This window comes from Blastococcus sp. TF02A-35, from assembly GCF_004571075.1.
Taxonomy (GTDB): domain Bacteria; phylum Actinomycetota; class Actinomycetes; order Mycobacteriales; family Geodermatophilaceae; genus Blastococcus.
Window position 1 is genome coordinate 14,258 of the sequence record NZ_SPQP01000008.1, and the last position, 19,625, is coordinate 33,882.

Genomic DNA, 19,625 nt, shown 5'->3' on the forward strand with positions numbered 1-19,625 from the left:
CTCCTCCGCAGTACCGGGTCACCGGCCCACCGGTGACCCATTCTTCCCCGTAGTGCCCAGGAGTACCGATGTCCGACCGCTTCCCTCCCGCGAACCCGACGACCGACGACCGCAGCCGCATCCGCCAGCCGCTGGTGTTCGGCGGCATCCCCGAGGCCGAGGGCTGGGCCCTGGCGCCCATCACCCCCCGCGACCGGGTGCACTTCCGCGCCGACCAGGAGATCCCGCTCGACGAGTTCCGCAGCGAGCTCCCCGACGGCGTCACCGTCAGCTACGACCAGGGTGACGGCCTCTACCGCGTCGACGGCGCCTGCGGCACCGCCGCGGTGCTCGCCGACTGGGTCAAGGCCTGGTGCGCCGGCGCCGGCGTGACCACCATCGGCCTGCGCGCCGAGACCGACGTCCGCCGCCGCGCGCCGCGGGACCTGCCGCCGGCGTTCCTGGCCGACCTGTGCCGGCACTACGGGCCGGTCAGCCTCAAGCGCCTGCAGCGGAACATGAGCACCATCCGGCTGCACCTGCCCGACCCCGACGACCTGGGGCAGCAGGTGTACGAGTGGGTGCTCAAGGCCGTCGCGCAGTACGACGAGACCAAGTCGGTCCCGTTCGGCGCGTTCCTCGCCACGCAGCTGTCCAAGTGGGTGCACGACCTGGGCCGCAACGCCCACGGGCGCACCGCCGCGGACACCGAGCACAAGCAGCAGAAGGCCGTCGCCTCCTTCATGGCCGAGCACCAGCGCCGGCCCACGGAGAAGGAGCTGGCCGCCTACATGGGCCAGAGCGTCGCCACCCTGCGCCGCAACTCCCAGACCGTCGCCACGCTGAACGGCCTGCGCAACCTGCAGTCGCTGGACGGCGCGCCCGACGCGACCGAGATCCTGCTGCCGGACTCCTCGGAGGCGCCGGACGAGATCATGGGCGAGGCGGAGCAGACCCTGCTGTCGCACGCCCTCACCGCCGCCTGCGCCCCCGACCCGGACGCGCGCCGCGACCAGCGCGCGGGCCAGCCGAACGTCCTCGGCTGGGCGACCTGGTACCTGACCACCTGGGGCGGGCAGACCAAGACCCAGCTCTCGCAGGACCTCAACACCTCGGTGCGGAACATGAACGTGTACGCCGACCGCGTGGAGAAGGCCCTCAAGCACCGCCTCGCCGAGCTCGCCGACTGACGCCCGACGAGATCTGCACACTCGCCCCCATCAGCCCGCTGATGGGGGCGAGTGTGCAGATCTCGTGGGGTCAGCGGGTCCAGGCCTTGAGGACGCTGGGGGAGACGACGCCCTCGCGGACGCGCTGCGGGTGGTCACCGACCGGGATGCGGGTGATCTCCTGCGCGGTGTCGTAGTCGATGACGACGACCTCGTCCTCGCCGCTCACCGAGACCCAGCACTCGTCGCCGAAGACGCCGTTGGTCGACCAGTACGGCTTGTCGCCCACCGGCACGAGCCGGTGCTCCTCGGTCTCCCGGTCGACGATCGCCGCGTAGCCGTCCATCGTCCCGGCGGCGCACAGCGTGGTCCCCTCCGGGTTGATCGCCAGCCCGTGGTGGGCGGAGTCGAGCACGTAGAGCTCGCGCGGCTCCTGCGTCAGCTTCGGCAGGTCGACCACCCGCGTCACCGCTCCCACCGCCGGCTCGCCCTCGTAGGTGGTCCTGCCGTCCTCGTCGGGGGCCTGCGTGTCGAACTCGATCCAGCCGTGGAAGAACGACACCTGCAGGTAGACGAACCGCTCGTCGGGCGCCACCGCCATGGGCCGCACCGCCGAGGCCATGTCCGGGTAGCCGGCCTCCTCGAGCTCCTTGCCCATGTCCCACCGCGCCTCGATCGCCATGTCGTCGGTGCGCACGATCTGGAAGACCTGCTCGCCCTTGAGGGTGTCGTAGGGGAGGCGGAACTGCGGCCGGTCCGTCGGCGTGTAGACCCGCCCGATGCTGGCGTGGAACACCCGCTCCCCGTCGGCGGTGTAGTTGTTCTCGTGGGGCGTGTCCCCGCTGGCGAACTCCCGGGTCTTCACGCCGGTGCGGATGTCCAGCTCGTGCACCTTGTTCGCGGTCGAGTCGCTGACCAGCAGCCGCTCGCCGTCGGGGGAGACGCCCATGTGGTCGGACCGGTAGCCCTCCATCGGGAAGCGCCACCTGATCTGCCCGCTCGCCAGGTCGATGCCCACGACGTCGGCGAAGCTCGGCCGGCTGACTGCGAGCAGCCGGCCGTCGTGCGTGGTGAACATGTCGTCGGTGTACTGCGCGCGGCCCTCGCCGATCGCCGCCTGGATCGCCAGGTAGAAGGCGAGCTTGTCCGGGCGGGTGACGATCTCGGCCATCCGCTTCGCCCGGTCCGGGATCGTGTCGACCGTCCGGATCGTCTCGTGTGTCCGGGCGTCGACCACCGTGGCGGTGCCGTCCCAGTTGTTGCCGACGAACATGACGTCGCGCGGCGGGCCGGCGTGGGCGGGCCGGCCGGTGTCGCCGCGGTCGGCCGACGGCACGGCCGCGGAGGTCCCGCCGGTCACGAGGACGGCGGTGAGGGCGAGGGCGACGGACAGCGGAGCGGCGGTTCGGCGCACGGGAGCCTCCCGGTCGAGGGGGTGTCGAGATGAGAACGCGCCGGTCCGCCGCGGGTTACGCCCGCGGTGCGACATGGGTCACGCGCACGGCCGGACACGCCCGACCGGCACCTCCGCCCGGAAAAGGGTCCGCGAAGGGGTCCACGAGGGCCTGCGCCTGCCGATATCCACTCCGTGATGCCCCGTCCGAGCACCCGCCACCACGCCACGCAGGCGCCGTCGGCGGACGGGCAGTGGTACGGGGGTGGCAGCCGATGAGCCCGCTGCCCGCGAAGGACGCCGACGCCCAGGCGCTGGTGCCGTACTGGCTCGACTCGGCCGCCCGCCGGCTGCTGGCCGACACGGTGCGGACGGCGCTGGCCGACGACGACGTGCACCCGGTCGGCGCCATCCACCTGCAGGACGTGCTCACCGAGCTGCACGTGGCCGCGGCCCGGGAGGCGGTGTGGCCGTCCTCGACCGCACGCGTCCGGCTGGCCACGGGCTGGGACGCCGACGTCCTCCCGGTTCGGCTCAGCCCCGCCGAGCTGGCCGGTGTGCTGGACCTGCCCGGCCTGCCCGACGTCCTGCGCGCTGTCCTCGGCGGCGGGGTGGGCCGCCCGTGACGGCATCCAGCATCTTCGGCACGTCGTCCGGTCTGCTGCACCGTCTCCGGGCCGCCCCGGTGGACGTCGGCGACCTGATCGACGTGGCGACGGAGCTGCTGCCCCGCCTCGAGACGACGAGGCTGCACCTGGCCCTGGTCCGCCGTCCCGGCGCCGGGACGGTGCTGCGGGTGGAGGAGGACGAGCGGAGCCAGCAGGTCCCGCTGGTCGACCTCGCCGACGACATGAGCCGCGCCGGGGTGCCTGGTACCAGCACCGGCATCGCGGCGGCGCTGCGCGCCTGGGTGGCCCGGCGCCCGGTGACCGACGACGCGGCGGCCCGCGCGGGCATCGCCGTCCTCGACTGGGCCGACGACGCGGAGACCGCGGTCGGCTGGACGGTCGTGGTGCTGCGGGGCGACTCCGCCGTCCCGTGGGCGCCGTCCCCGACGGCGCGCACCGTGGAGCTGCACCGCACCCGGTCCGCGGCGACCGGCCGGGCGCACGACGTCTCGCTGGACATGCGGGTCGAGGGCCCGCTGGCGCTGTGGTCGCACCGCACGGTCCCGGTCCTGGCGACGTCCGCGCTGGTGGCACCGGAGCTGATGCTGCACCGCTCCACCACGGCCGGGCTCAGCACGCCGGACATGCACGTCGTCGTGACCCCGCACCGGCCCGTGGTCTGCGCCGAGCCCGGGGTGGCCCGCCGCCTGGCCGGCCAGAGCGGCGAGTCCAGCGTCACCCTGCCGTGGCGGGACGTCGTCGACCTGCCCTGGCTCTGACCGCCCGCCGCCGCGTCAGGAGATGCGGCCGTACTCCCAGTGCCACGGTTCGGGCTTCTCGCCGCCGGGTCGGGCCCAGTCGGGCTGGACGAAGCCGAACCGCGCGGCGTTGGCCGTCATCCAGCGCCACTGCGGGGTGCCCGCGACGTTGATGCCGTCGCAGAGGTCGACCGCCAGCGCCCAGCCGTGGTTGGACGTGCCCGGCAGCGCGGCCAGCGAGGGCTTCCGGTAGTAGGCCGCCACCTGCCCGCCGAAGGAGCGGTAGGAGTCGGTGATGCACAGGGGCGTGCCGAACTCCGCGGTGTAGGCCTCGGCCAGCAGGCCGTAGGAGGCCGCGGCGTCGCAGCGGAGCGCGTGCCCGTCCACCCCGAGCCGGCACAGCGCCTCGACGGGGATCCGGCCGTTGGACCAGCCACCCCACGCCGCGCTCACCGGTCCGGGGGCGGGCAGCGGGGCGCCGCAGGCGCCGGTGCTGTCGGCCAGGGCGGGCAGCGGGGCGTTGGCCGCGGCCGGCGCGGTCGCGGTGACGCGGACCGCCGACGAGCCGGGGTCCAGCGAGCGCACGCCCACCTGGTAGGTGGCGGCCGAGGCGCCGACGACGTCGCCGTCGCCCAGGTACATCCCGACGTCCGTGCCGCCGGGGGAGAAGACCAGGTCGCCGACCTGAAGGTCGCGCAGGGGGACGGCGGCGCCGCGGGCCCACTGGTCCTGCGGGGTCCCGGCCAGGGCGTACCCGCCCATGAGCCAGGACGCGCGGGTGAACCCGGCGCAGTCGTAGGTCTCCGGGCCAGTGGCCCCGGGCACGAACGGCTTGCCGAGCTGGGAGAGCGCGTTGCTCACCGCGGCGACGGTCTCGGCCGGCAGCACGGTGACCGGCTCGCTGCCGATGACCGACCAGACGACGCCGGGGAGCGGGGCGCCGTCGGGGTCGAGGGCGGCGGAGAACCCGTCCGGCAGCGCGGCGGGGTCGGTGATCGACGCCGCTGACGGCGGTGCGATCCCGGCCGCGGCCAGCCGTCCCAGGTACTCCTGCCAGCGCCGCATGACCGTGTCGTTGCGTGCCTGCTGCGGCCCGGCGACCGGGATGGAGCCGATGCCGGCGAGCACGCCGGAGACCTCGGGGGAGAGGTCGTCGACCTCGGCCCGCACGGTCGCGAGCACCTCCTCCGCCCGCTCCTCGGCGACGGCGAGCTCGGCCCGGGCGGCGGCCACCCGGGCGCGGGCGGCACGCAGGTCGGCCGCCGCGCGCTCGGCGCGCACGACGCTGGCCTGGACGCCGAGCCCGGCCTCGTCGGCCACGGCCTGCCGCAGCAGGACCGCGGGGGTGGCCGCGGCCTCCCGGGCGTCGAGCCCGAGCACGGGGAGGCGGTCGACCGGGGCCGAGCGGTAGAGCGCGGCGGCGCTGACGCCGACGGTCGACCGCTGGGCGGCCACCCGCTCCCGGGCGTCCTGCTCGGCGAGCTGGGCCTGCTGGAGCCGGGCGCGCCGCTGGTCGGCGGCCTGCTCCAGGCGGCGGTAGTGGTCGGTCTGCTCGAGCAGCGAGCTGCGCGCGGTGAGCGCCAGGGTGGTGGTGTCGGTGGCGCCCCCGAGCTGGCCGGGTGCCGGCAGCCCCAGCGCGAGCGCGGCCGGGAGCAGCAGGGCGCTGGTGGCGACGACGCCGATGCGGGTCGACCAGCGGGTGCCGGTGCGCTCGGGCGCAGTGGTGGTCCGCCTGCCCCGCGTGCGGGCCGGCGTGCGCCGGGCAGCGGTGCGACCGGCCGCGGGCCGCTTCGTGCCCCGGGTGCCGGGCCGGGCGGTGCTGCTGGAGCGACGGGCGGCGACGGCGGCGCGCGCGGCCGCCAGCTGCTCGGGGGTGACGTCGGGGCGGGCCGCGACGGCCTGGCGCAGGGCCACGGCCTCGCGCCGCGCCTCCAGCTCACGCCGGAGCTGGGCCTCGCGCAGCGCCTTGGCCTCCCGCAGGGCGGCCGCCTCCGCCGGGGTCAGGGGCGGTCGGCCGTCGCGGCGGGGAGTGCCGGTGCGGGTTCGGGCGGAGGGCGCGGTGCGGGACGTCGGACGGGCCCGGTTCGAGGTGGTCGAGCGGGTGGTCGACGCGCGCGCAGGCGTACGCGGTGCAGGCACTGCGGCGTCCCCCGGGCGTCGTCGTCGGTACGGATGTGTCTCCTGAGGTCAGGAGGTCCCACACATCCATCGACACGCCGGGGGAGGTGCTTGAAGAATTCGCCGGAACGGGGGTGCGACCCGTCCGGGTCAGGTGGAGCCGGGCAGCCGGCTCAGGGCGCCCACCAGGCGCCGTGCCGGTGCACGAGGGGGATCCGCAGCTCGCCGCCGTCCTCGGTGGAGATGACGACCTCGAGCCTGGTGATCCGGACCGGCGGGCCGTCGTCCTCCGGCTCCAGGAGCCGGCCGGTGGCCAGGGGCATGGGCGGCAGGACGAGGACGTCCTCGTCGGGGAGCTCGGCCATGCGGGGTCCTCTCACGTGCGGTGGCGCACCCACCGTAGGGACCTGGGGCGCGGACGCAACGGGCCGGGTGACCCCGGAGGGTCACCCGGCCCGTGTGCCGGCGTCGGTCAGCGGCCGCCGATGGGCACGTAGGCCCGCTCGGTCTCCCCGGTGTAGATCTGGCGGGGGCGGCCGATCTTGGTGCTCGGGTCGGCGATCATCTCGCGCCACTGGGCGATCCAGCCGGGCAGCCGGCCGAGGGCGAACAGGACGGTGAACATCCGCGTCGGGAAGCCCATCGCCCGGTAGATCAGCCCGGTGTAGAAGTCGACGTTCGGGTAGAGCTTGCGCTCGATGAAGTAGTCGTCCTTGAGCGCGATCTCCTCGAGCTGCCGGGCGAGGTCGAGCAGCTCGTTGTTGCCGCCGAGCTTGTCCAGCACCGTGTCGGCGGTCTTCTTCACGATCGCCGCGCGCGGGTCGTAGTTCTTGTAGACCCGGTGGCCGAAGCCCATGAGCTTGACGCCGGGCTCCTTGTTCTTGACCCGGTTCACGAACGACGGGATGTCCCCGCCCTCGCGCTGGATCGACTGGAGCATCTCCAGCACCGACTGGTTGGCCCCGCCGTGCAGCGGGCCGAACAGCGCGTTGATGCCGGCCGAGACCGAGGCGAAGAGGTTGGCGTGCGAGGAGCCGACCAGGCGGACGGTCGACGTCGAGCAGTTCTGCTCGTGGTCGGCGTGCAGGACGAACAGCATGTCCAGCGCCTTCACGAGGTCGGGGTCCATGTCGTAGGGCTCCGCGGGGAAGCCGAACGTCATGCGCAGGAAGTTCTCGACCAGGCCGTAGGAGTTGTCCGGGTACAGGAACGGCTGCCCGACCGACTTCTTGTAGGCGTAGGCGGCGATGGTCGGCACCTTGGCCAGCAGGCGCAGCGTGGAGATCTCCACCTGCTCCTCGTCGAAGGGGTCCAGCGAGTCCTGGTAGAAGGTCGACAGCGCGCTGACCGCGGAGGAGAGCACCGGCATCGGGTGCGCGTCGCGGGGGAAGCCGTTGAAGAACTGCTTGAGGTCCTCGTGCAGCAGCGTGTGCCGGCGGACCTTGCCGTCGAACTCCGCCAGCTGGTCGGCGGTGGGCAGCTCGCCGTGGATCAGGAGGTAGGTGACCTCCAGGAAGCTGGACTTCTCGGCGAGCTGGTCGATCGGGTACCCGCGGTAGCGCAGGATGCCCGCGTCACCGTCGATGTAGGTGATCGCCGAGGTGCACGACGCCGTGTTCACGAAGCCGATGTCCAGGGCGACCTGGCCGGTCGTCGCCAGCAGCTTGCTCGTGTCGATGCCGTCGGCGCCCTCGGTCCCGCGCTTGACGGGAAGGGGCAGTTCTCCACCGGGGTAGCGCAGGGCCACGTCGGCGGAGCCGACTGCGGCGGCGCGGTCTGTCTCGCTCATCGACTGGGACGCTACCCCCGACCGGGTCGGTCAGCCCGCCGTCGACGCGCGGTCGGTGCCCTCCTCGCAGGGGAGCTCGAAGGTCCACGTCGCGAGCGCGCGCCCGTCGTGCCACCAGCCACCGCCGCGCGGGACGAGCGCCAGCCAGGGCTCGGGCAGGAGCGTCGCCGGGTCGTCGGCGGCCACGAGCTCCAGGTCGATGTCGGGCCCGGCGGCCAGGGCGGCCTCCAGCAGCGGGACGGCCCGCTCGAGGTCGGCGGGCGGCACGGCGACCACGGCCTGCTGGGCCACGCCGGCGGCGAGGATCTCGCGGAAGGCCTGCACCGTCGCGCCGACCTCCACGGGGTCGAGGGCCGGGGCGGCGAGCGCGGCCGGGTACTCGCGGGTCCACACGTCCAGCTCCTGCGCGAGCCGCTCGCGGACCGCAGGGGAGTGTGCCCGCTGGGGCAGGTCCAGGGACCCGGTGCCCGGCGTCGGCCGGAGCATCTCCACGAGCGCCGCCGTGGAGAGGTAGGCGGCCTCGAGTGCGGCTCCGTAGTTCGGCGTGTCGATGAGCTGGTGGAGCCGGCTGGCCGCCTCGAGCAGCGCCCGCGCCTGGGCGCGCCGCAGCTGCCCCGGGCCGGCGAGGAACCCGTGTCGGGCGCCCCAGTCGGTCAGCCGCGACCAGTCCCGCTCACCGCGGCCCAGGTACCGCGGGTTGTTCGTGTTCTGGCCGGCGTGGGAGCGGAACCGGCTCAGGCTGCGCGGGGTGTAGAAGGCCGGGCCCTTGGCGAGCAGCTGCAGCCACAGCTGGACGTCGTTGAGCACGTCGACGGTGCGGCCGTCGAAGATCCAGAGGTCCTCGGGGGAGACGTCGTCGCGGCGGAACAGCACGGTGGTGGGCTCGCCGATGACGTTGGCGCAGTTGAGCAGCACCAGGTTGCCCAGCTCGCGGCCGTCGAGCAGGCCGTCCCGGGCGCTCAGCTTGGAGAACTCGTGGTTGGCGACCGGCCGGCCGCTCTCGTCGATGAGCACCCGGTGGGAGAACGCCATCGTGGCCTCGGGGTGCTGCTGCATGCCGCGGACCAGCTCGCGCACGCAGTCGCTGCCGAGGACGTCGTCGTGCATCAGGTACTTCACGTACTCGCCGCCCGCCTCGGCCAGCAGGCGCCGGGGGTTCTCCAGGCCGCCGACGTTGGGGTCGAACCGGAGGACGCGCACGCGGGAGTCCTGGGCCGCCGTCGCCGCGAGGATCTCGGGGGTCCGGTCGGTCGAGCAGTCGTCGCCGACGATCACCTCGATGTTGCGGTAGCTCTGCCCGAGCGCGGACTGCAGCGTGGCCTTGAGGAACCGCTCGCCGTTGTAGGCGGGGATGAGGATGCTGACGAGCGGGTCGCCCGGGGTCACGCCCGGCACGTCCCGGCCCTGGGCCAGGGCCGCCTCCAGGACGCGCCGGCGGCTCTCCAGCTGGGCGTCCACCCCGTAGGTGCGGCGGGTCGTGCGGAGCCCTGCCTGCGCCACCCGGCGCACGCCGTCGGGCCCGGCCACCAGCTCGAGGACCCGCGCCACGACCTCGTCGACGTCCGCCGGCGGCATGTGGATGTCGTGGCGGTCGGTGTACAGCCGGTTCTGGCCCATCGGGTCGGTGGCCACCAGGGCGACGCCGCACAGCGCTGCCTCGACGCAGGCGCCGGTCGGGAAGCCGTCGAAGGCGCCGGGGGCCAGCCGTCCGGGCGCGGTCGGGGAGACGATGACGTCCATCCCGCCCAGGTAGAACGCCCGCAGCTCCGGCGTGCTGAGCACGCCCGAGAAGCTCAGGTCGAGGTCCGCGTGCTCCGGCCGGAGGTCCGAGGGGCCGAAGCCGCCGACCACGTGCCCCCGCACGGGGAGCCCGGCGTCCGCGAGCTGCCGGAGGGCCGCGAGGTAGATCGGCCACCCCTTGTCGGAGCCGTCGAGCGTGTACCGCGCCGCGACGAAGCAGACGTCGAGGAAGTCCTTGCCGCTGCCGAAGTAGTCGGTGCGCAGGCCGGCGCCGGGCGCCAGGTAGCTCCGGCCCACCGGCCCGCCGATCACCTCGGTGACCGGCACGGACCCGCCGGTGACCTCCTCGACGAGGGCGGTGACCAGCGGCTGCGTGGTGATCACGTGCCTGAGCAGCGGCGAGGCGAGGACGCGGCGCAGCTTCCGCTCCGCCGCCGGCTCGCCCAGGTGCAGGCCGCCGCCGGGGTACAGCTGGAGGACGAACGGCAGCGCGTGGCGCTCCAGGTCCGGGAGGAAGCGCGCGGCGTTGTTGAGGAACATGATCGACGCGCAGTCGAACTCCGCCAGCCGGCGGGCGTCGTAGGCGGAGACCTTGCCGGCCGTCTCCGGGTACAGCGTGGCGTACTCGGCGAGGAGGGGGCGCAGCTCGGGGACGGTCGTCATCACCTCGGCGACGACCCCGCGGCGCATCATCCAGTCGAACTCGGCGATTCGGAACCCGGTCCCCTTGGTGGGGAAGTAGTCGTCCAGCACCACCATCCCGCCGCGGCCTCCCGGTGCCCCGGCGCCGTCGGCCGGGGTCCGCGCGGCGTCCTGCGCGACCGGCTCGGGCAGGAGGGCGAGGACGTCGTCGCCGGTCAGGGCCACCTGCTCCGGCGGCCCCGAACGGCGGGTGGCCACGTCCGGGAGCAGGCCGACGGCGCCGTAGCGCGCCATCGCCAGGTCGACGAGCGGGCCGGGTACCGGCGCCTCGAAGACGCCCGGGTCCAGCCGCTCCAGCAGCTCGGCCCGGTAGACGGCGCAGCTGGGCGTCGCCGGCCCGGCGCCTTCGGTGAGCAGCCGGCCGGTCAGCTCGACGTGCGCGCCGTCGGCGGCCGGGAGGAGCGGGAGGGTCTGCGACGAGCCGGTCGCCTCGTCGACGACGAGCGTGCGGGTCGCCGCCGCGGACAGGTGGGGGTGCAGGTCGAGGAGCTCGACCTGCCGGCGGAGCTTGTCGGCCGAGGTCCACTCGTCCTCGGCCCGGAGGACGGCGACGTAGCGGCCCCGGCAGGCGGCGATGCCGCGGTGCAGCGTCGGCCCGGCGCCCAGCCGCTGCTCGTTGCGCACCACGCGGACGGCGACGCCCTCGCGCTCGGCCCACGCGGTGACGACCGGCAGCGTGCGGTCGCTGGAGGCGTCGTCGGCGACGACCACGTCGAGGGCCTCGTCGACCGCCTGGCTCCGGATCGACGCCAGCGCGCGCTCGACGTGCGCCTCGTCGTCGCTGGTGAGCAGGAGGACGCTCGCTCGGGGGGTGGTCATGCGCGGGGGTCGCCTTTCGGGGGGAACGCTGCGGGGGTCGCTGGGGCGCGGGGCCGGGCCCCGGCCGGGCGCTAGCCCAGCGGCCGGGCGGGGACGCCGACGGCCGTGACGCCGGCCGGCAGGTCCCGGACGACGGCGGCGCCGGCGCCGACGGTGGTGCGGGCGCCGACGCGCCGGCCCTCGATGACGGTGGAGCCGGTGCCCATCGTCACCTCGTCCTCGAGCACGGCGTTGCCGGAGACCGAGACGTTGGGGTTCACGGTCACGTAGTCGCCGAGCACGGCGTCGTGGCCGACGGTGGCCGCCAGGTTGAGGTGGACGTGCCGCCCGAGCCGGACGTTGGTGGTCACGACCGCCGACGCGCAGACGATCGAGCCGGGCCCCAGCGCGACCCGGTGCCGGCCCAGCACCGCGCTGGGGTGGACCAGGGTGGTCGTCTCGCGCCCCTCGGCGCGCGCCCACTCGTCGATGCGCCTGCGGGCGGCACCGCTGCCGATGGCGATGACGTGGCGGACGTCGGCGGGCAGGGAGGTCAGCCCGGCGACGGCGCCCAGGAAGGGGACCCCGCGCTCCTCGACCAGCTCGACGTCGGCGTGGCCGTCGGCCAGGAAGCCGACGCACTCCAGCTGCGGGTCGCCGGTCGCGGCGCGGGCGTCGTTGATCGCCTCGATCACGTCGTGCACCTCGCGGCCGAAGCCGCCCGCGCCGATGACGACCAGCGGGGTCGCGCTCACGGCGCCAGCGGGGTCGGCGCCGGCAGCCGCTCGGCGGGGAGGTCGTCGAGCGCCCTGCGGCGGGGGTGCGGGACCAGGCGGGGCGCGCGGGTCCCCGGGGCGGTCGTGGGACGGTGCGGCGCGGTCCGCGGCGTCGTCGCGACGGCGCGCAGGACCAGGTCGCGGATCCGCTCGAGGGAGCCGGCGCTGATGTCGTTGGCCATCGGCAGCCCGACGATCCGCTCGGACAGCGACTCGGTGACCCCCAGGTCGCCCGCCCGCCGAGTGGACCCGAGGGCCGGCAGCCGGTGCATCGGCGGGTCGAAGTACATGCGGACCTCGATCCGGGCGTCGTGCGCCTTCTGCAGCAGCAGGTCCCGGGCGGCGGCCGACGGCAGCGCCACCGGCACGAACTGGAACGTGGAGCCGGCCGAGCCGGCCTGGAACCTGGCGCCGGCCGGCTCGAGCTCGTCCCGGAGCCAGCCCGCGGCGGCCCGGCGGTGCGCCAGGACGTCGTCGAACCGGTCCAGCACGGCGAGGCCGACGGCCGCGGTGAGCTCGGGCATCTTCGCGTTGATGCCCAAGGGGCCGGTGACCGAGCGGGCGTGGTCGAAGCCGAAGTTGATCAGCTCGGCGAGCGAGGCGAGGACCGCGGTCGAGCGGGAGGTGACCAGCCCGCCCTCCCCGATGGCGAAGGGCTTGGTGGCGTGGAAGCTGAACACCTCCGCGTCACCCTGGTCCCCGAGGGTGCGGCCGTCCTCGTCGACGGCGCCGAACCCCGCCGCGGAGTCGACCACGAGCGGGACGCCCAGGTCGCGGGCCAGGGCGGCCACGGACTCCCGGCGCGCGCGGCTGGGGGCGGTGCCGAAGGTGGAGCAGTGCAGGATGCCGGCCAGCTCGTCGCGCAGCTCCCAGAGCAGGGCGAGGGACGCGTCGGAGGGCTGCCAGTCGTCCGGGTCGACGTCGACGAACACCGGCTCGAAGCCCGCCCAGCACACCGCGTTGACGGTGGCGATGAAGGTGAACGAGGGGACGGCGACGAGCCGGCGCCGCCCCTGGGGGGTGCCGAGGCAGGCGCGCAGCGCCACCATCAGGCCGGAGGTCGCGTTGTTGACCGCCACGCCCGGGTGCTCGAGCCCCAGCCGGTCGGCGCAGCTCCGCTCCAGCCGGGCCACGCAGGGGCCGCCGTTGGAGAACCAGCGCAGCCGCTCGGCCTCGGCGAACCAGGGCTCGACCTCGCGCAGGCTGGGCAGGGACGGCGCCTGGAAGCGGATCAGCTCGTGTGCGACCAACGGGGTGCGCTCCTCACGTGACGGGGTCCGCCCGGGCGGACGCGTGAGGCGTCCCGCTGAGGATCCCGACACGTGCCCGGCCGGTGGGCCGGGGGCGCGTGACGACCGCACGGGACGGTCGGGGGAGGGCGGGGCCTTCCGGCCCGACTCCGGACAGGAGGCATCGTCACCCGCTCGGTACGGGCAGTCTCCTGCGACTCGCCGTCACCGTGAGGTTGCGCAGGGTTCGTGGAACCAGGGCTGCGCACCGACCCCAGACGTCCCAGGCGTCCCGGCCGGTGGTCGCACCGGCCGGGACGCCCGGAGCGTCAGGGGTGGGTCATCGAGAGGACGTCGAGGGCCTCGTCGAGCTGCTGCTCGGTGAGCTTGCCCTGCTCGACGTAGCCGCGCTCCACGACGACCTGGCGGATCGTCTTCTGCTCGGCCAGCGACTGCTTGGCGACCTTGGCCGCCTCCTCGTAGCCGATGTACTTGTTCAGCGGCGTGACGATCGAGGGGGAGGACTCGGCGTAGGTCCGGCACTGCTCGACGTTGGCGACGATGCCGTCGACGCAGCGGTCGGCCAGCAGCCGGCTGACGTTGGCCAGCAGCCGGATCGACTCCAGCACGTTGCGGGCCATCAGCGGCAGGGTCACGTTGAGCTCGAAGACACCGGTGGTCCCGGCGTAGGTCACCGCGGCGTCGTTGCCGATCACCTGGGCGCCGACCTGGATGACCGCCTCGGGGATGACCGGGTTCACCTTGCCGGGCATGATCGAGCTGCCGGGCTGGAGGTCGGGCAGCTGGATCTCGCCCAGCCCGGTGCGGGGGCCCGAGCCCATCCACCGCAGGTCGTTGGCGATCTTGATGAGGCCGACGGCGATCGTCTTGAGCTGGCCGGACCCCTCGACGAGGGCGTCCCGCGAGCTCTGCGCCTCGAAGTGGTCGCGGGCCTCGGAGAGCGGCAGGTCGAGGTCGGCGGCGAGCTTCTCGATGATCGCGGCGGCGAAGCCGGGCGGGGTGTTGATGCCGGTGCCGACGGCGGTGCCGCCCAGGGGCAGCTCGCCGACGCGGGGCAGGGAGGCCTCGAGCCGCTCCACCCCGTAGCGGACGGCGGCGGCGTACCCGCCGAACTCCTGGCCCAGGGTGACCGGGGTGGCGTCCATGAGGTGCGTGCGGCCGCTCTTCACGACCTCGGCGTACTCGGTGGCCTTGCGCTGCAGCGACGCCTCGAGGTGGCGCAGCGCCGGGACCAGGTCGCGGACGATCGCCCGGGTGGCCGCCACGTGGATCGCCGAGGGGAAGACGTCGTTGGACGACTGCGAGGCGTTGACGTGGTCGTTCGGGTGGACCGGCGAGCCGAGGGCCTCGGTGGCCAGGGTCGCGATGACCTCGTTGGTGTTCATGTTGCTCGAGGTCCCGGACCCGGTCTGGAACACGTCGATGGGGAAGTGGTCGTCCCACGTGCCGTCGGTGACCTGCGCGGCGGCCGCGACGATGGCGTCGGCGATCTCCTGCGGCAGGACCCCGAGGGAGGCGTTCACGGTGGCCGCGGCGCCCTTGATGGAGGCCAGGGCCGCGATCAGCTCGCGCTCGATCGGGGTGCCGGAGATGGGGAAGTTCTCGACGGCCCGCTGGGTCTGCGCCCGCCACTTCGCCCAGGCGGGGACGCGGACCTCCCCCATGGAGTCGTGCTCGACGCGGTAGTCCGTCTCGGTGGCCACGGTGCGCTCCCGGTGGTGTGGATGGTGACAGTGCTCCGCACGGGACCCTAGACACCCCTGGGAGCACCCGTGGTCCCGCCCCGGGCCCGCTGCGCCGATCCAGGCCTCGAGCGCCGTCGGCGTTCGGCCGACACCGGTGCCCTCGCCGGCACGAGCCCCGAGGAGGGCCCATGTCCCAGCCGCCGCACACCCCCGAGCCCGCCCCGTCGACCGACGGTCAGGCGGCGCCCGGCTGGCCGGCTCCCGAGCCCGCCTGGCCAGCCCCGGGTACCCAGCCGGCCCCCGACTGGGCCGCGACCGCTCCCACCTGGCAGCAGCCCGCGCCGGTCGCCGCGCCGCAGCCGGCCCCCGCGGCCACGCCGGCCGGGCGGGGCCGCTGGGTCGCGGCCGGTGCCGCCCTGGCCGGTCTCGCCGCCGGGGCGGTCGGGGCCACCTTCCTGATGACGGCGGTCGTCGCCGGCACCAGCGAGGACATGGGCCGCGCGCTGGCGGGGGAGCTCGCGCCGGCGATCGCCGAGGGTGTGCAGAACGGCATGCTCGACGCCACCGAGCAGTCGATGGGCGCCCTCCTGGAAGAGGAGTCCATGGGCTGGTACGCCGAGCCCCCGGGCGGCGAGGTCGAGCAGTTCCCGCCGGTCGCGCCGAAGGACCTGGGGCCCGACGAGGTGCTGGACGAGTACGCCCAGAGCTGCTTCGAGGGCGACTTCCAGGCCTGCGACGACCTGCTGTACGAGTCGCCGCCCCTGTCGGCCTACGAGGAGTACGCCGGGACGTGCGGCGGCCGGGTCAAGGAGTTCGCCGTCCCGGTCTGCACCGAGCTGGAGTGACGACGGGCCGCGGCCCGGCGCGGGTGCGCCGGTCCGTGGGGTCGGTACCGTCCCGGACGTGAGCGACGACGCCGACCTCCCGGCCGTCCGCGCCTCCGACGCGGACCGCGAGGCCATCGTGTCGCGGTTGCAGACCGCGGTGGGCGAGGGCCGCATCGACCTGGACGAGTTCACCCGGCGCACCGACGCCGCCTACTCGGCGGTGACCACCGCCGAGCTCGATCGGCTCGTCCACGACCTGCCGGCGCCGGCGGAGATCGTCGGGAACCGCCTCCCGGCCCAGGTGAGCGAGGTCTTCGCCGACGTCCTCCTCGCCGGTGCCCAGCTTCCGCCGTCGCGCGTGTCCTCGGTCTTCGGCGACGTGCGCATCGACCTGCGCGGGCTGCGCACCGACCACCCGGCCGTCGACCTGCGCCTCACGTCGGTGTTCGGCGACATCGACGTCATCGTCTCCGAGGGCGTGGACGCGGTGCTGGAGGGCAGCACGGTCTTCGGCAACCGGAAGGTGCAGCTGGCGCCGGTGCCGCGGGTGCCCGGCACCCCGCGGGTGACGGTGCACGCCCGCAACGTCTTCGGGAACCTGCGGCTGCGCAGCCTCGCGCCCGGGGAGCCGGCCAGCCACTGGCGGGCGGTGCTCGGCCGGCTCGAGGGCGGCCGGGGCCGGGGGACGACGGGCTGACGGGCCCGGGGACCGGCCTGGCGGCCGGTCCCCGTCGTCGTGCCCGCGGTCAGCCGCGCTCGTCGTGCCGGTCGAAGGGCACCGCGGAGTAGGCGCTCAGCTTCTGCAGCGAGTGCAGGCTGTCGATGGAGCGGATGGTGCCCGAGCGCGACCGCATGACCAGCGACTGCGTGGTGCAGCCACCGGCGCTGTAGCGGACGCCGCGGAGCAGCTCGCCGTCGGTGATGCCGGTGGCCACGAAGAACACGTCGCCGCGGACCAGGTCGTCGATGTGCAGCACCCGGTCGAGGTCGTGGCCGGCGTCGAGGGCCTTCTGCCGCTCCTCGTCGTCCTTGGGCCAGAGCCTGCCCTGCAGCGCACCGCCCATGCACTTGAGCGCGCAGGCCGCGATGATGCCCTCCGGCGTGCCGCCGATGCCCAGCAGCAGGTCCACGCCGGTGCCCTCGCGCGCGGCGGCGATCGCGCCGGCGACGTCGCCGTCGGTGATGAACTTGATGCGGGCGCCGGCCTCCCGGACCTCGTGCACCAGCTGCTCGTGCCGGGGGCGGTCGAGGATGCAGACGGTGACGTCGCCGACCGAGCCCTTCTTGGCCTTCGCGATCCGCCTGATGTTCTCCGCCACCGGGACGGTGATGTCGACGACGTCGGCGGCGGCGGGGCCGGTGGCCAGCTTCTCCATGTAGAAGACGGCCGAGGGGTCGTACATCGCGCCGCGCTCGGCGACGGCCATCACGGCGATGGCGTTGGGCATGCCCTTGGCCATCAGGGTGGTGCCGTCGATCGGGTCCACGGCGACGTCGCACTCGGGGCCGTTCCCGTCACCGACCTGCTCGCCGTTGTAGAGCATCGGCGCCTCGTCCTTCTCGCCCTCGCCGATGACGACGACGCCGTTCATGCTCACCGTGCCGATCAGGGCCCGCATGGCGTCCACGGCCGCGCCGTCGCCGCCGTTCTTGTCGCCGCGGCCCACCCAGCGGCCGGCCGCCATCGCGGCGGCCTCGGTGACCCGGACCAGCTCGAGGGCGAGGTTGCGGTCGGGGGCCGGGCGGTCGGCGCGGAAGCTCCCCCCGGCGGTCGTCGTGGGGAGGGGGCCTTCGGGGACGGGCAGCGACACGGGGACCTCCTGGAGAAGGACCCCGTCCTCCCCACCCTGCGCGAGTTCAGGGCGGTGCCCGGGACGGGGCCATGGGTGCGGCAGAGGGCGGGAGTGTTGCTGCGATCCTAGGGGCATGACCGGAATCGGCCCGACGAGCCAGCACCCCCAGGGGCCCGACGACGCGGCGCCCGGCGAGGTGCCCCCGCCGGCGCCGACGGCGGTGGAGCGGGCCAACCGGATGAGCGCGGCGAACATGCTGCGCTCGCTGCTGCCCCTGGTGGTGATCTGCCTGCTCATCGTCGGTTGGCAGGCGTTCCGGACCGAGACCGGCGACCCGGTGCGGGAGGTCGACCCGACGACCGCGGTGCGGGTGGCCCAGGCCGAGGCGGGCTACACCCTGCTGGTCCCGACCGGGCTCGACGAGGGCTACCGGCCGACGAGCGCGCGCAGCGACGCCGGGCGGGGCGGAGCGGGCGCTCCGGTGACCCTGGAGATCGGGTACGTGACCCCGTCCGGCCGGTTCGCCGGGTTCGTGGTCAGCGACTCCCCGACGGCCGAGCCGGTGGCCGCCGTGCTCGGCGGCGCGACCGGGGAGGGGCAGGTCGACCTCGGCGGGGAGGAGTGGACCCGGTCCACGACCGTCGAGGGGGAGACGGCGCTGTCCCGGGTCGCCGACGGGGTGACCGTCCTGGTCACCGGCTCGGCCCCCGACGAGGAGCTGGAGACCGTGGCCGGGTCGGTGCGGCCGTACGCAGGCTGACCGCGGTCAGTCCTCGGTGGGGGCGGCGGCGGCCAGGCGCTCGCGGGCCCGGTCGAGCCAGTGCTGGCACAGCTTCGCCAGCTCCTCGCCGCGCTCCCACAGGCCGAGGGACTCCTCGAGGGTGAGGCCGCCGGCCTCCAGCCGGCGGACGACGTCGGCGAGCTCCTCGCGGGCCTGCTCGTAGGTCGTCGTCGGCTCGGGGCGCTCGTCAGGGCTGCTCATGCGGGGTCCTCCTGGTCGGTGCCGCGCTCGGCGCGCGGGTCGCTGGTCCGGTCGACGCGCACGGGGAGCCGGCCGCCGGCGACCCGGACCCGGAGCGGCTCGTCGTCGGCCACCTCCGCCGGGTCGCGGACGAGCGAGCCGTCGGCCCGCTGCACCACCGCGTAGCCCCGCTCCAGGGTGGCGGCGGGGGAGAGGGCGGCCACCCGGGCGCGGGCGTGCTCGAGGTCGCGCTCTGCGGACTCCACCCGGTGGGTCAGGGTGCGCCGGGCGCGGGTGCGCAGGCCCAGGACGTCGTCCTCCCGGCCGTGCAGCAGCCGGTCGGGTGCGGCGAGCGCGGGGCGGCTGCGCACGGACTCCAGCCAGCGCTCCTGCTGCTCCAGCCGGGAGGCGACCAGGTGCCGAGCGCGGGCGCGGAGGCCGTCGACCAGCCGGCGCTGCTCGCCGATCTCGGGGACGATCCGGTGCGCGGCGTCCGTGGGCGTGGCCGCGCGGACGTCGGCGACGTGGTCGACCAGAGTGGTGTCGGTCTCGTGCCCGACGGCGGTGACCACCGGGGTGCGGCACGCGGCGATGGCGCGGACCAGGCCCTCGTCGGAGAACGGCAGCAGGTCCTCGACCGAGCCACCGCCGCGCGCGACGACGATGACCTCCACCGCGGGGTCGGCGTCCAGCCGCCGCAGGCCCTCGATGACGTTGCCCGCCGCAGACGGCCCCTGGACCACGCAGTGGTGGGTGGCGAAGCGGACCGCCGGCCAGCGGCGGCGGGCGGTGACCAGCACGTCCCGCTCCGCCGCGCTGTCGCGACCGGTGATGAGCCCGACGACGCCCGGGGCGAACGGGAGCGGGCGCTTGCGGGCGGTGTCGAACAGCCCCTCGGCGGCGAGCAGCCGGCGCACCCGCTCGATGCGGGCGAGCAGCTCGCCGAGGCCGACGGCGCGGATCTCGGTCGCCCGGAGCGAGAACGACCCGCGGGCGACGTAGTAGTCGGGGCGGGCGCGCACGACGACCCGGGCGCCCTCGGTGAGCTCCAGGCCTGGCCGCTCGGCGACGTCGCGGTGGCAGGTGACCGGGACCGACAGGTCGGCCGCCGGGTCGCGGAGGGTCAGGAAGACCGTGGCCGCGCCGCTGCGGCGGGACAGCTGGGCGACCTGCCCCTCGACCCAGACCTCGCCGAGCCGGCCGATCCAGTCGGCCACCTTGCGCGCGACGGTGCGGACCGGCCACGGCGACTCGGGGGACGACGGAGAGGTCACGCGTC

At 75.0% G+C, this 19,625-nt stretch carries 17 protein-coding genes; 6 read left to right on the top strand and 11 right to left on the bottom strand.

Annotated features, from left to right (window positions below):
* Window positions 1-68 precede the first annotated feature (68 nt).
* The gene (locus E4P43_RS05580) at window positions 69-1,169 is read left to right on the top strand and encodes a flagellar biosynthesis protein FliA (protein ID WP_135144429.1); all 1,101 of its coding nucleotides are present in this window, start codon (window positions 69-71) and stop codon (window positions 1,167-1,169) included.
* Window positions 1,170-1,239: 70 nt separating this feature from the next.
* Here E4P43_RS05580 and E4P43_RS05585 read toward each other — a convergent pair whose 3' ends face one another.
* The gene (locus E4P43_RS05585; protein WP_167759077.1) at window positions 1,240-2,562 is read right to left on the bottom strand and encodes a serine/threonine protein kinase; all 1,323 of its coding nucleotides are present in this window, start codon (window positions 2,560-2,562) and stop codon (window positions 1,240-1,242) included.
* Between the two features lie 254 nt (window positions 2,563-2,816).
* Between E4P43_RS05585 and E4P43_RS05590 the strand changes: the two genes are divergently transcribed.
* Both E4P43_RS05590 and E4P43_RS05595 read left to right on the top strand, forming a co-directional pair.
* Complete coding sequence (locus E4P43_RS05590; RefSeq protein ID WP_135144431.1) at window positions 2,817-3,167, top strand: hypothetical protein; 351 nt, start codon at window positions 2,817-2,819, stop codon at window positions 3,165-3,167.
* On the top strand, window positions 3,164-3,928 hold the full coding sequence (locus tag E4P43_RS05595) for a hypothetical protein (RefSeq protein WP_135144432.1): 765 nt from the start codon (window positions 3,164-3,166) through the stop codon (window positions 3,926-3,928). The genes E4P43_RS05590 and E4P43_RS05595 overlap by 4 nt, the downstream gene beginning before the upstream one ends.
* 15 nt (window positions 3,929-3,943) lie before the next feature.
* Here E4P43_RS05595 and E4P43_RS05600 read toward each other — a convergent pair whose 3' ends face one another.
* From E4P43_RS05600 to E4P43_RS05630, 7 genes are all read right to left on the bottom strand, one after another.
* Window positions 3,944-6,046 carry an NlpC/P60 family protein gene (locus E4P43_RS05600; RefSeq protein ID WP_245158944.1) on the bottom strand — a complete coding sequence of 701 codons (2,103 nt, stop codon included), beginning with the start codon at window positions 6,044-6,046 and terminating at the stop codon, window positions 3,944-3,946.
* A 152-nt stretch (window positions 6,047-6,198) separates the two neighbouring features.
* Entirely contained in the window at window positions 6,199-6,390 is a 192-nt protein-coding gene (locus E4P43_RS05605) for a hypothetical protein (RefSeq protein ID WP_135144433.1), read from the bottom strand.
* Between the two features lie 107 nt (window positions 6,391-6,497).
* Window positions 6,498-7,814 carry a citrate synthase gene (locus E4P43_RS05610; RefSeq protein WP_135144434.1) on the bottom strand — a complete coding sequence of 439 codons (1,317 nt, stop codon included), beginning with the start codon at window positions 7,812-7,814 and terminating at the stop codon, window positions 6,498-6,500.
* Window positions 7,815-7,844: 30 nt separating this feature from the next.
* A complete protein-coding gene (locus E4P43_RS05615) occupies window positions 7,845-11,075 on the bottom strand; it encodes a glycosyltransferase (protein WP_135144435.1) in 3,231 nt (1,076 codons plus the stop codon).
* 71 nt (window positions 11,076-11,146) lie between these two features.
* On the bottom strand, window positions 11,147-11,809 hold the full coding sequence (locus tag E4P43_RS05620) for an acetyltransferase (RefSeq protein ID WP_209313745.1): 663 nt from the start codon (window positions 11,807-11,809) through the stop codon (window positions 11,147-11,149).
* Window positions 11,806-13,080 carry a DegT/DnrJ/EryC1/StrS family aminotransferase gene (locus E4P43_RS05625; RefSeq protein ID WP_167759078.1) on the bottom strand — a complete coding sequence of 425 codons (1,275 nt, stop codon included), beginning with the start codon at window positions 13,078-13,080 and terminating at the stop codon, window positions 11,806-11,808. The genes E4P43_RS05620 and E4P43_RS05625 overlap by 4 nt, the downstream gene beginning before the upstream one ends.
* A 308-nt stretch (window positions 13,081-13,388) precedes the next feature.
* Window positions 13,389-14,783, bottom strand: coding sequence for a class II fumarate hydratase (locus tag E4P43_RS05630; protein ID WP_135144437.1), 1,395 nt, complete (start codon window positions 14,781-14,783; stop codon window positions 13,389-13,391).
* Between the two features lie 170 nt (window positions 14,784-14,953).
* Between E4P43_RS05630 and E4P43_RS05635 the strand changes: the two genes are divergently transcribed.
* Together E4P43_RS05635 and E4P43_RS05640 are read left to right on the top strand one after the other, a co-directional pair.
* Complete coding sequence (locus E4P43_RS05635; RefSeq protein ID WP_135144438.1) at window positions 14,954-15,610, top strand: hypothetical protein; 657 nt, start codon at window positions 14,954-14,956, stop codon at window positions 15,608-15,610.
* Window positions 15,611-15,668: 58 nt separating this feature from the next.
* On the top strand, window positions 15,669-16,289 hold the full coding sequence (locus E4P43_RS05640; protein WP_135144439.1) for a DUF1707 domain-containing protein: 621 nt from the start codon (window positions 15,669-15,671) through the stop codon (window positions 16,287-16,289).
* Between the two features lie 49 nt (window positions 16,290-16,338).
* Here the strand turns inward: E4P43_RS05640 and glpX are convergent, their stop codons facing one another.
* Entirely contained in the window at window positions 16,339-17,403 is a 1,065-nt protein-coding gene (gene glpX / locus E4P43_RS05645) for a class II fructose-bisphosphatase (protein WP_135144440.1), read from the bottom strand.
* 115 nt (window positions 17,404-17,518) lie between these two features.
* Between glpX and E4P43_RS05650 the strand changes: the two genes are divergently transcribed.
* Entirely contained in the window at window positions 17,519-18,145 is a 627-nt protein-coding gene (locus E4P43_RS05650) for a DUF4245 domain-containing protein (RefSeq protein WP_135144441.1), read from the top strand.
* Between the two features lie 6 nt (window positions 18,146-18,151).
* Here the strand turns inward: E4P43_RS05650 and E4P43_RS05655 are convergent, their stop codons facing one another.
* The gene (locus E4P43_RS05655; protein WP_135144442.1) at window positions 18,152-18,367 is read right to left on the bottom strand and encodes an exodeoxyribonuclease VII small subunit; all 216 of its coding nucleotides are present in this window, start codon (window positions 18,365-18,367) and stop codon (window positions 18,152-18,154) included.
* A complete protein-coding gene (gene xseA / locus E4P43_RS05660) occupies window positions 18,364-19,620 on the bottom strand; it encodes an exodeoxyribonuclease VII large subunit (protein ID WP_135144443.1) in 1,257 nt (418 codons plus the stop codon). Before xseA ends, E4P43_RS05655 begins: the two co-directional genes overlap by 4 nt.
* Window positions 19,621-19,625: the final 5 nt, after the last annotated feature.

Excerpts from the sequence above, each read along its gene's own strand:
- E4P43_RS05580 (WP_135144429.1), top strand. The coding sequence starts at position 69 with ATGTCCGACCGCTTCCCTCCCGCGAACCCGACGACCGACGACCGCAGC.
- E4P43_RS05590 (WP_135144431.1), top strand. The coding sequence starts at position 2,817 with ATGAGCCCGCTGCCCGCGAAGGACGCCGACGCCCAGGCGCTGGTGCCG.
- E4P43_RS05605 (WP_135144433.1), bottom strand. The coding sequence starts at position 6,390 with ATGGCCGAGCTCCCCGACGAGGACGTCCTCGTCCTGCCGCCCATGCCC.
- E4P43_RS05610 (WP_135144434.1), bottom strand. The coding sequence starts at position 7,814 with ATGAGCGAGACAGACCGCGCCGCCGCAGTCGGCTCCGCCGACGTGGCC.
- E4P43_RS05615 (WP_135144435.1), bottom strand. The coding sequence starts at position 11,075 with ATGACCACCCCCCGAGCGAGCGTCCTCCTGCTCACCAGCGACGACGAG.
- E4P43_RS05635 (WP_135144438.1), top strand. The coding sequence starts at position 14,954 with ATGTCCCAGCCGCCGCACACCCCCGAGCCCGCCCCGTCGACCGACGGT.
- E4P43_RS05650 (WP_135144441.1), top strand. The coding sequence starts at position 17,519 with ATGACCGGAATCGGCCCGACGAGCCAGCACCCCCAGGGGCCCGACGAC.
- E4P43_RS05655 (WP_135144442.1), bottom strand. The coding sequence starts at position 18,367 with ATGAGCAGCCCTGACGAGCGCCCCGAGCCGACGACGACCTACGAGCAG.